The organism is Endozoicomonas sp. YOMI1, assembly GCF_024606345.1.
Taxonomy (GTDB): Bacteria; Pseudomonadota; Gammaproteobacteria; order Pseudomonadales; family Endozoicomonadaceae; genus Endozoicomonas.
Window position 1 is genome coordinate 1 of the sequence record NZ_JAHHPM010000315.1, and the last position, 11,071, is coordinate 11,071.

The window sequence follows — 11,071 nt, forward strand, 5'->3', positions numbered from 1 at the left end:
GGATTTTGTGAGGGAGCGCCGTACCGGGGAGTACGGTCGACTGAGCAAAACTCCCATAGAGCGGCAAAGGACAAGCGAGAGCGGAGCACGTTTATGAAATATCCGGGCTAGAGGTCAATATTAAAGAATGAAGATCTTTTAACGTAATTTCTGATTTTCTGCATGGCATTAGGAAACCAGTTGTCTAGCCGACGGGTTTCCCGACAAATTTCATCAGCCAGGCGAGGATTTAGAAAATCATTAAAAACAACACCAATCAATGACACATCATGTTGGGTCAGCCTGTCCAGTGCAGTTTTGAATTGTGTTTGTCGAGTCACTCCAGCCAATACGATCATTATTGTTCCATCAACCATGGCACAAATGGACTCAGCGGGAATATTATTGCGATTTCTGGCATTTACCGGGGAGGTATCAAAAATTACTGCGTCATAATTTTCCAGCCAATGCTCCATAAGCTTGCTCATGTTAGCAATGCTGCGGAATCCAAGCACATCCGTATCACAAGGGGCTGGCAGTATATCCAGGTTCACATCATCCGAACGCATAATACAGCCATCAGCAGACTGGGGATTTGGCAACCAGTCGGTATGAATATGCCCGGAAATATCACCCAACTCAGGGTGCAGCATGTTCACTTCCACCAGCAACGTTCGCTTACCATCGACTTCACTACGCTGACTTAAAGCATAAGCCAATGTACTGCAACCTTCTTCCGGGTTAGCCGAAGTAATAGCGACAGAACGCAACCCCTTACCAATACTGTTGCCATATATCTCTTCAATCTCCAGATAGTTTATGGGTAGCTTGATCATGGCTTAATCCACCCCAAACCCGTTAAAAGATTAATTACTGTCAGAATACTTGATATATCTGCTACCAAGTCTGTAAATCCGTTCCAATCAGACTGCGACAACTCTGGAATAAAAACAGTATCTCCTGCTCTTAGCACTGGTAATCGTGAAGCTTCTGGATTCTTCATAAAATCAACCAAGTTAAATGTCGTCGCCTTATTTTTACAGCAAGAACTATTGACAATAAGGATTTTTTCAATATAAGCCGATTCTGTTGGTCCACCAGCCTCAGCCAGTAAATCCAGAATACTCATATTATTGGTAAAGTCGTACCTCCCACTTTCACCAACAGCCCCCATGATTCTGACAGTATCACTGAACTCTTTTTCTACCCACTTACGCTTTCTGGATGCAACAAAAATAGTGTCACCGGGTTTCACTTCAGGCAACAAAGTATCATCACCTGTTTCAAAATATCGCAGCAGATCCAGTTTACTGACCTTAGGGGCTCCCTCATTTCGGTGAGCAACCCGTATCTGACTGAGATCGGCATCTTCAGTTGGCCCCTCGGCAGCAGAGAGTATATCGAGAAACCCCATTTCCTCATTGAAAGCGTATCGTCCGGGTTTGGTAACAGATCCCATCACATAGATGGCATTTTCTTTTGGCAACTTAACCCAGGTTGAGGTATCTGCGGATGGGTTCTCCGGTAACTTGGGAATCACTATTGTTGTACCACCCGTCAGTTCAGGCATATCTGACCATGACCCACCAACTTCAATAAACTCCTGCATATTGAACTCAATAATATTCCGCTGATCATTGGGACCTGGCTTAATAATTTTTACTTGGGCAAGGTCTGCTTTATCAGTAGGGCCACCGGCATTACTGAGATAATCTATAAAATCTACCGATGGAGCCCATTCATAGCGTCCTGGCTTTTTGATGGCTCCCAGAATTTTCAGTGAGTCTGCGGTTTCAAGCTTGAGCCAGGACTTATCATCCTCAGGGCCTTTTTCAGGGAAAAACACCGCATCTCCCGAGTCAATAGAGGGTAAGCTGGAGGTTCTACCTTCAGTAAAATCCTGAAAGTTGAAAGAAACCGAAGTACCATTACTTTTGAGAATCCTGACGGATCCGATATCAGCAAATTGGGTAGGTCCCCCTGAATTTGCCAGAACATCCAGAAAACTTACACCTTCGGATGTTTCGAATGCACCCGGCCTCTTAACCTGCCCCATCACATACACTTTACGCGTCCCACCAGAAACAGAATCAACCTGCTGAGCCACATAGATGGTTGATCCAGGCTCTAACATTTGCAAATCTTCATCTTTACCGCTATCGAGAAACTGCTTCATGTTAAACAGCTTGGACTCTGTACCGGAAAGCACCCGAATCTGTTCAACATTGGCATACCGTGTAACCCCCCCACCTTTCAAAATAGCATCCACCACATTAATACCTTCCTGATAAGGAAAGCTAACGGGCTTAACCACTTCACCAAATACCTTGATCACGGTTCTGTCAGAAACAGAATCCAGCGCTTTATCATCTACAACCCTTGGCTCCCCGTGAACGCTGCTCAGGCCGGGAGAGGTAGGCACAAAAATTTCGTCCAGAGACTTTATCTCCGGAAGAACAGTGGGATCACCGGTATCCAGATAACGTTTAAAGTTAAAAACAATCTTTTTACCATCTCTTCTCAGCTGCAGTTTATCCAGCTGAGCACCATCAACAAAGCCCCCTGCTTCCGTAATCGCCATTTGAATATTACCAGTACTGGGCAGTTCTACTTCGCCAGGTTCCTTGACAAAGCCCAGTACAGTGATCAATAACCGTTTTTCCTTCAAATGAATGGTCAGTTTATCAAGCCCGAGAAACACATCGGAAAGCGCCGTATAAATGGCTTTATCTGCTGCCCTTAATGTAAGACCGGCTACTTTCAACTGCCCTACTTCAGGAAGATGAATAGTCCCATCTCTATCAATAAGAAAGTTCGTATTGAATCCATCTTCTCCCGGCAGCCCAATGACCATAATATCCCCTGACTGCAACTGATAATGCTCAGGGTCCCTCATCCGGACTGATGACATATCAACTTCAACGTCTGATACGTCAACTGCTTCCGGATCAGCTAATTCCGGGTCAGCCAATTCTGGAACAGTCTTCTCTGCGTTTACCGGTGTAACCGAAGGGCTGGCTTCTATACCAGCGCTTTGATTATTTTCCAAATCATGTTGATGTTTAATTTCTTTATCACTGCCCTGCTGATTCTGCGGATCAGCTGTTTTTTCAAGGACTTTCTCCCGTAAAAAAATCAGAACAGCATCATCGGCTTCCAGCTGCCATTGTGCAGACTTTTCACCAGACACTTGAATATGTTGGCTGTTCCTGATCAGGGTAAAGTCTGCGTCAACGTCATTGTCATCAAAAAAAGAGTGGTACGAATTAAGACTGGTTAAAAATGAGTCATTGGGAAAAGGGTACTTGCCGGGATTTTGGATATCACCAAGGATGGCAACGTTTATCAAACCTTTCGGGGCAATATAGTTAATGTTCTCTATAGTGTATGATTGACGAGCTTTCCTGAGTATTTCAGCAGAAGCAGCCTCTTCATCCATCCCCATAAAATTGAGAACCATTCCATCAGGAAAAGTGATTGCTATTGCCTCATCAACTTGCAGAAGAGGAAGAGTCCCTTCACCATCACTCAGCTTTATGAAGAACACCCCACCCTTTTCAATGGGTACATTTTCAGACACTACGACAGAAGAAACAGCAAGTAACAGGAAGACGGCCAATATTTGCAACAACCTGGCGCATATACCTCTGTAATAGAGAGTCTTCATTGAGGCTCCCGCATAAACAGCCTTAAATTTACGGGTCTAGGCCAGTCTGAAAGCCCCAGCACAGAGTCTTCAGACCGTAATGGTTTATGGCCCTTTTGAATCAGCCATGCAGCATACTGTAAAGGGCATCCATCATCTTCAGCCATCGCTTCCATCATCAAACGAACCTTTTCCAAGGCAGAAAATGATTCGTTTAATCGATTACTGGCGTCGCCTAGAAGATCACCATCAATCTCATGAATGACAAGCTGATGCTGATCACTGATTATGCGCATCTGCCCGGGAAGACAATATTCACCACCCGCTTCTTTGAGCTCAAGGTATCTGGATTGACTTATATCAAACAAGTTAATTACATAAGATCGATCAATATCCCGGACATTGCGTTTTTCATCAACTGAAAGGCTATAATCACGATCAGCATGAAGTGGCCAAATGATCACGCATGAGGAAAGTAACGGAAAAAAAAGATAAACAAGCAGATATCCGGGAGATTTACCCCCCGATCTCAAAAAAGAAAAAAATAAAAAAAACTTATTTTTTCGACAGATACTCTTCAATACTCTCATATTGCTTGATCGTCTGGTTAATCCTGAGCATTGTCAATAACTCGTCAGGCTTTCCATTAACACCAAGCAATCCAAGATTTCTACTCTCTGTCTTTAGACGCTTATAAAGAAAAACCAGCGCACCGATGCCTGAAGAATCAAGCTCATTTACAGAACTCATATCAACAAGGACATCTCCTGCACACTCTTTAATTAAATGATCAAAGTGACCTCTAACCTCGTTCACTGTCTCTGCATTGAACTTATTATGCAATTCAATAATATCACAGCTACTGGCTTGATAAGTCGCGTAATCCATTACCTGTTACTCCCAACTTCAACAATTCTTATTGTTTATCTAATAAAAGTAAAACAGAATTTCAAACAACACACATTTAATTAGATTAGACAAAGGAACAGACATACATTCTGCAAAAATAAAATCACCAAGAAAATTGCAAAAAATCGCAAAATAGATTCAGAAATTAAAAAAATCTTAAAATTCCATTTTTTTATAGAACACAAATCTGAGCAAACTCTATAGTTAATCCATAAGGCAGTAAAAAACCACCAATCAAACAATATGCCTAAATACATTCAGAAATGAAGCTGTATCCAAATAACTCTGAATAAATGGCTAACATCTAAAGTTATTTTTATGGATACACAGAAGGACATGCATTCTGCAGAACACCTGTCCATCAAACTGCTTAAGGCAGTTCTTCTCTGTGCCTGTATATTAGGGGTTTTATTGAGTCTTGTGCAGGTCTTTCTGGATGCTCACCTGTCCAACGCTGATATTGATCGGAAAGCCAGGGAAATGTTGGCAATGATTCATGAGCCCGCCAGCAGGGCAGCCTATCGCCTTGATTCCGACATGGGACAGGAAGTGCTGAATGGACTGCTGGAAATGAAATCTGTGCAGGTAGCCTCAATACGAATTAACGATACTTCAAAGCTGGCCATGGTGGAAAGACCCATTTTTGCTTCCCGTTACCGCCTTCTCTCAGACTATATTTTTGACCCCATCCGTGTATATCACCAGCCATTGTATAGCAATGAACCAGAGAAAGTGCATTTTGGGGAACTGATCCTCTCAATTGATACTGCCTACGAAGGTAAGGCGTTTATTCAAAGATCCGTCGTTGTCGTATTTGCCGGGATAATCAGGGCCATAGCAATGGCTCTGTTTATGTACATGATCTACTCAACGTTGCTGACTCGTCCCTTGAATCGTTTGATTCACCATTTATCAAGTATTGACCCTGAAGAACCGGGACTACAGCAGCTACCAGTGCCTGAAGGTAATGAAAATAATGAATTAGGCCTCTGGGTCAGAACAGCCAATAAACTGTTAACTTCCATTAACTACCATCAAAGTCTACGTCAAAAAGCAGAAGCCCATATTATGCGGCTTTCCCAATATGACTACCTGACCAGACTGCCAAATCGCCGCACTATACAGAACAAGATCAATACATTTATCCAAAAGGCCAAAAAAAAGCATGAGAACATTGCTATTCTCTGCCTCGGACTGGATGACTTTAAATCATTAAATGCCCAGGTAAACTTCAATGTCGCCGAACATATTCTGGTAAAAGTCTCGGATCGCCTAAGAAACTGTATCGGCAACAAAGCCTATATTGGCCGATTAGGTGAAGATCAGTTTGCAATTATTCAATCAAAGATAGGGCAACCCTATGAGGCTGCTGAACTGGCTCAGTCTTTGATCAAGCAGCTTGACAGACCTTTCGAGATTAATGGCGAGCAGCTGACCATCAGTGCTACCGTGGGAATAACACTCTTTCCTGATGATGGCGAGGATGTCGACACGTTACTGCAACAGGCTGAATTTGCCATGATCATGGCAAAATCCAGAAGCCACAATCGTTACCAGTTCTATGTAGCCACTATCGATACCGAAATCCGCCAGCGCAAACGGCTCGAGATGGATCTCCACCAAGCCCTTGAAAATCGCGAACTCAGCCTGGTCTTTCAGCCACAGTTTAACTATCAAAAAGGGCAGCTGGTGGGTGCAGAGGCCTTGCTGCGCTGGAATCACCCAGAGAAAGGGATGATCTCGCCTAATATGTTCATCCCCTTGGCAGAACATAGTCTTGACATTATTCCTATTGGTGACTGGGTTCTGGAAAACGCATGTCAACAGTTAAATCAGTGGCATCTTGACGGTTTTCAAAACCTGCGTATGTCAGTCAACCTCTCTGCCATTCAACTGCAGGATCAGAATATTGCTGATCGTATCGCTTTTCTACTGAATAAATACAAGGTTCCTCCTGAGTCCCTGGAACTTGAGGTGACAGAAACCTCCATTATCAAAGATCTGGAAGCATCCAAAGCCCAGCTTCAGAATATTAAAAGCATAGGGGTAACACTGGCTCTTGATGACTTTGGAACGGGTTATTCCTCTCTGGGTTACCTTAAACAGTTCCCATTCGATAAAATCAAAATTGATAAGTCCTTTGTCGAAGACCTTCCTGATAACCGGGAAAACTGTGGCATCGTTGAAGCTATTGTTCAGATTGGCAAGAGCTTCGGCCTGAAAGTTCTGGCTGAAGGTATAGAGACTGTTGAACAAGAAACCTATTTGGCTAAAAAAGGCTGTCAGGAAGGACAGGGCTATTTCTACGGAAAGACACTGTCCGCCCATGACTTCATCAACCTCATATCAAGTCAGCGTGCTTTGTCGGGTAATACGCAGGCAAAGGATGGAGATCGTCAGGGAGACAATAATGTCTGATCACCCCATTGCCATACTTCTGGACTCCCGACAGGCAGGCGGTATTGAGACCCATGTTTACCAACTTGGCAAAGCACTGAAAAACAGTGGCTGGCCTGCAGAGATCTGGTTTTTCCAAAAATATCAGGCTGAACATCCTCTTGAACCGGCCTTAAAAGACTCGGCAATCAGTTTTCGCTATCTCAATGGCAAGTTACCCGGGCTGATTTCAGCGCTTAAAGACACACAGCCTCTTTTACTTCATAGCCATGGGTACAAAGCCGGTATTTTTGGTCGTCTGGCTGCAGTAATTACAAGAACGCCTGTTGTTTCCACCTTTCATAATGGTGATCCGGGTGAAGCTATGGTCCGGTTATATTCACTGCTTGATCAGCTGAGCAGCCCCATTTCTGAAAATATTGCTATCAGTGAGGAGATTGCCAGAAGGTGGATCAGTGCTCCCCATCGGATTGATAACTTTGTGGCTGTTCCGGAAAATCGCCCATCTTTGGGAACAGCCATCGCTTTTGTTGGCCGGTTAAGTTACGAGAAAGGTCCTGACCTGTTTCTGCAGCTGGCCAAGCACCAACCACATCTCCCCTTCAGGCTCTACGGCAGTGGCCCAATGGAAGAAGTACTGCAAAAGCAGCAGATCAATAACGTCATGTTCATGGGGCAGGTTCAGTCCATGGAAGCCCATTGGCGAGACATTGGCCTGTTGTGTATAACATCCCGTTTTGAAGGATTACCCATGGTGGCACTTGAAGCCATGGCTCATGGTGTGCCTGTCCTCAGTTTTCCATTGGGAGGACTACCCGAGCTCATTGTCCAGGGCTTCAATGGTTGGACGTCTCCGGTTGGAGACCTTAATGAAATGAGCAATTTACTGCAGTTCTGGGACTCACTGCCAGAGGCCGTGAAGTGGCAACTCAGGGAAGCGTGCGTTGCGACGGTGATCAATAGCTATTCAAGTCAGGCGATCCTGCCAAAGATTCTTGATGTTTACCAGCAAGCCGTGCAGGCAAAAGGGTACGATTGGCCCAATACGCTCAAAGAGTCACCAGCTCATGGCCTGGCTAATAAGAAACAGGATCGCTCTCACACAGCTGGATGAACCAAATGGAACTCGGCCAGAATGTTATCAAAGGATTGAAAGTTGGTGCCATGCTGCGCCTTGTGGCACAGATCTTCACCTGGCTCAATACACTGATTCTGATCCGCCTCCTGACACCCGAAGATTATGGCCTTATGGCAATGACCATGGCTTTTATCGGTATATTTGCACTGATGGGAGACTTTGGCATTGGCAAAGCGATCATTCAGGCAGAAGAACTCACAGCAATCCGACTCAGACAGGCATTCACGATTAACATTGTTTCCTGCCTGGTGTTTTTCAGCTTTTTCTTTTCAATCGCTCCGGTTATTGCCAACTTCTTTGATGAACCAAGAGTGACAATTCTTGTCCGGGCAATAGCCTGCCAGCATCTTATTATGATGCTCCATACGCTGCCTTATGCCATGGCAAGCCGCAAGATGCTGTTCAAAGAACGGGAAAAAGTCCAGTTTTATACGGCCCTGATGACCAGTCTCATCACCATCGCCATGGCTGCGTCTGGTCTCGGCGTATGGTCACTTATCCTCGGGCATCTGTTCATGCGCCTGACACTGGTCATTGGCTATAACCTTATTGCCCCCTGCTGGGTCTGTCCGACATTGAATTTTAACGGGTTCTCCAAAATGGCAGGTTTTAGCGGCATAGCTACGGTCAATGATATGTTGCGTTATTTCGTCAATGTCTTTGGCAGCATCAGCATTGGCCACCTGCTCAGCAAAGCTGATCTGGGGGTGTTCTCTGTAACCACAAACCTGGCCAACCTTCCCAGTGACAAGATCGGCGAGCTTCTTAACCATCTGGGACTTGCATCCTTTGCCAAACTTCAGAATGAGCGAGCTGTTGCAGGACAGTATCTGCATAAATCGGTTCAGCTTGCCAGTCTGGTACTTTTTCCCATGTATCTCGGTATGTGTGCTATATCCCCCGAGCTAATCACTCTGGTACTCTCTGACAAATGGGCGGCCGCCATTGTCCCGTTTCAAATTCTCTGCCTGACCAGCCCATTCCGGATGCTGTCGGAAATGATGGCTACCAGCATAACAGCCATTGGTGAACCCGATAAAAACAGCAGAACACTGCTGTTAACTATCTTGACTTTGCCTGTTTTTTTCTATGGGATCCAATATGGTGTTGCCGGGGCATGCTGGGCCTGGTTAGGTATTAACCTGATCAGTTTCGCTTTCCACCTGAAACTCATACTGCCAGCATTTGAGCTGAAACCATCAGCTTTCCTAAGTGCTCTTTTACCCAGCCTCTGCAGCGCCATTACTATGCTGGTGGGTTTACTGCTACTCCGAGATCAATTGACCGGTCAGGTGCATGAGGCAGCTCAACTGTTCCTGATGATCCTGGCTGGAGCACTACTGTTTTCCGCCACTCAGCTACTACTTTTTCGTCGCCAGCTTTTTTCCACCATTAAGTACTTAAGGCACTAGGGTGGGTTAAAGATGCAGCTACCCAACCTTGAGCGGCTGTTTATTAATCGCTACCAGACCGTAACCGTCACCGCTTACTGTGTACTTGTGGCACTGCCAAGTCTGATATTCCCACACCCGATAGCCCTGCTACCGCTGGCAGTGATCCCGCTGGGGTTGTTGTTTATCCTGCGCAAACCCTTTGTGGTATGCCTGATTTTCATTCTCTTCTCTTTTTTCAGGCTTCATGAAGTATTTCCACAGCTGGACCCCTTAAAGATTCCACTATTAACAGCGCTGGCCTCATACTTTGTTCTGGCCTGGCATATTTTTCTGACCGAAAAGGTCAAGGTCTACTGGCGACACGAGCATACCATTTTTGCCCGGTTTTTCGGCTGGGTTGTGCTTGGTATTGCATTTTCCAGCTATCCCCCTGCAGCTTTCGGTGCCTTTACCAGTGTGTATATGAAAATAGGTATCATGGTTTTGGCCATCTCGTGGATGATGACCGAGCACTGGCACTTCAAACTGGTTCACTTTATGATCATATGTTCCGGTCTGGCAGTTGGCGCTGTCACCCTTTATAACAATGCCAATGGTATTGGTATGGTTGAGGAAACCCGTGTCACCATTCCAGGTACCAGCCTGGGTGATCCTAATGACCTGTCGCTGGTTCTCAGCTTTCCGATGAGCTATGCCGTTGCGTACGCCTCCACCAAAGGCACCGGCAAGTTCAGAACGCTCCTTGGCCTGACCGGTATTATCGTCTTTGTTTCATCAATCATTGCTACACAAAGCCGTGGAGGCTTACTGGCGACTGTTGCCGTATTTGGTATCTTTGGTCTTAGAAAAATCAAATCAAAGCTACTGCTCATTAGTATTGGCAGTTTTGCTTTGATGATTCTGGTGGCCGCTGCCGGCATCAGCGACCGTAAATCCGGGGGGGCTGCGGAGGATGGCATTGATGAGTCAGCCATGGGACGAATCCATGCCTGGGAAGCGGCTTTTAACATGGCTCTGAGAAACCCGATGACAGGTGTTGGCCTCGATCTCTTTCTGGATAATTACTGGGATTATGCAACCCATAGCCGGGCGGAGGGCAAGGCTCATGTTACTCACAGCACCTGGTTTCAGGTTATGTCAGAGTCTGGTTTTGTCGGTTTTGGTTTGTTCGGTTTTATGATTTTCACCGTTTTCATGTCCATAAGGGGCTCATTGAAAAGGCTGGACCAAAATAAAGGTACACCAGAGTATGATCCCCATATCTCAGCCATTGCAGCAGGAACCTACGCTGGGCTGGTCGGCTTTTGTGTATCCGGAACCTTCTTGAGTCAGGGGTTTCTATGGCCAGTCTATATCATCACTGCCATAAGTATTGCCATTGCCAATTATACAGATAACCATTTCCCCCGTGAGCAGGATCAATAACAATTTCCAGTGGTTGAATCTTGCATCTTGAATTCGCTGGGGGATATCTGTCTCTGGTGCATACAATTAACCGAATGTGTTAGAAGTCATGAATTTTGACAAATTAACGGTTGAACTTGAATGGGTGTTTAAGTAGTTAACCAAATGAAATCATATTTTCTGACTAAGTGATCAGTCACTCTG

At 45.2% G+C, this 11,071-nt stretch carries 8 protein-coding genes; 4 read left to right on the forward strand and 4 right to left on the reverse strand.

Features of this window, described 5'->3' with window-relative positions; all coding sequences use genetic code 11:
• Window positions 1-107 precede the first annotated feature (107 nt).
• From KDK15_RS11260 to KDK15_RS11275, 4 genes are all read right to left on the reverse strand, one after another.
• Window positions 108-815: a CpsD/CapB family tyrosine-protein kinase gene (locus KDK15_RS11260; protein ID WP_257295452.1), complete on the reverse strand. Its 708-nt coding sequence runs from the start codon at window positions 813-815 to the stop codon at window positions 108-110.
• On the reverse strand, window positions 812-3,646 hold the full coding sequence (locus KDK15_RS11265; protein WP_257295453.1) for an SLBB domain-containing protein: 2,835 nt from the start codon (window positions 3,644-3,646) through the stop codon (window positions 812-814). Before KDK15_RS11265 ends, KDK15_RS11260 begins: the two co-directional genes overlap by 4 nt.
• On the reverse strand, window positions 3,643-3,993 hold the full coding sequence (locus KDK15_RS11270) for a hypothetical protein (protein ID WP_257295454.1): 351 nt from the start codon (window positions 3,991-3,993) through the stop codon (window positions 3,643-3,645). Before KDK15_RS11270 ends, KDK15_RS11265 begins: the two co-directional genes overlap by 4 nt.
• A gap of 187 nt (window positions 3,994-4,180) precedes the next feature.
• On the reverse strand, window positions 4,181-4,513 hold the full coding sequence (locus KDK15_RS11275) for an STAS domain-containing protein (protein WP_209199922.1): 333 nt from the start codon (window positions 4,511-4,513) through the stop codon (window positions 4,181-4,183).
• 339 nt (window positions 4,514-4,852) lie between these two features.
• On the opposite strand from KDK15_RS11275, the gene KDK15_RS11280 reads away from it, so the two are divergent.
• Genes KDK15_RS11280 through KDK15_RS11295 form a run of 4 tightly spaced genes read left to right on the forward strand, consistent with a single transcriptional unit; the run spans window position 4,853 to window position 10,888 of the window.
• On the forward strand, window positions 4,853-6,952 hold the full coding sequence (locus tag KDK15_RS11280) for a bifunctional diguanylate cyclase/phosphodiesterase (protein ID WP_257295455.1): 2,100 nt from the start codon (window positions 4,853-4,855) through the stop codon (window positions 6,950-6,952).
• On the forward strand, window positions 6,945-8,045 hold the full coding sequence (locus KDK15_RS11285) for a glycosyltransferase family 4 protein (RefSeq protein WP_257295456.1): 1,101 nt from the start codon (window positions 6,945-6,947) through the stop codon (window positions 8,043-8,045). The genes KDK15_RS11280 and KDK15_RS11285 overlap by 8 nt, the downstream gene beginning before the upstream one ends.
• Window positions 8,046-8,050: 5 nt before the next feature.
• On the forward strand, window positions 8,051-9,481 hold the full coding sequence (locus KDK15_RS11290; protein WP_257295457.1) for a lipopolysaccharide biosynthesis protein: 1,431 nt from the start codon (window positions 8,051-8,053) through the stop codon (window positions 9,479-9,481).
• A gap of 12 nt (window positions 9,482-9,493) precedes the next feature.
• Window positions 9,494-10,888 carry an O-antigen ligase family protein gene (locus tag KDK15_RS11295; RefSeq protein ID WP_257295458.1) on the forward strand — a complete coding sequence of 465 codons (1,395 nt, stop codon included), beginning with the start codon at window positions 9,494-9,496 and terminating at the stop codon, window positions 10,886-10,888.
• The last annotated feature ends 183 nt before the right edge of the window (window positions 10,889-11,071 follow it).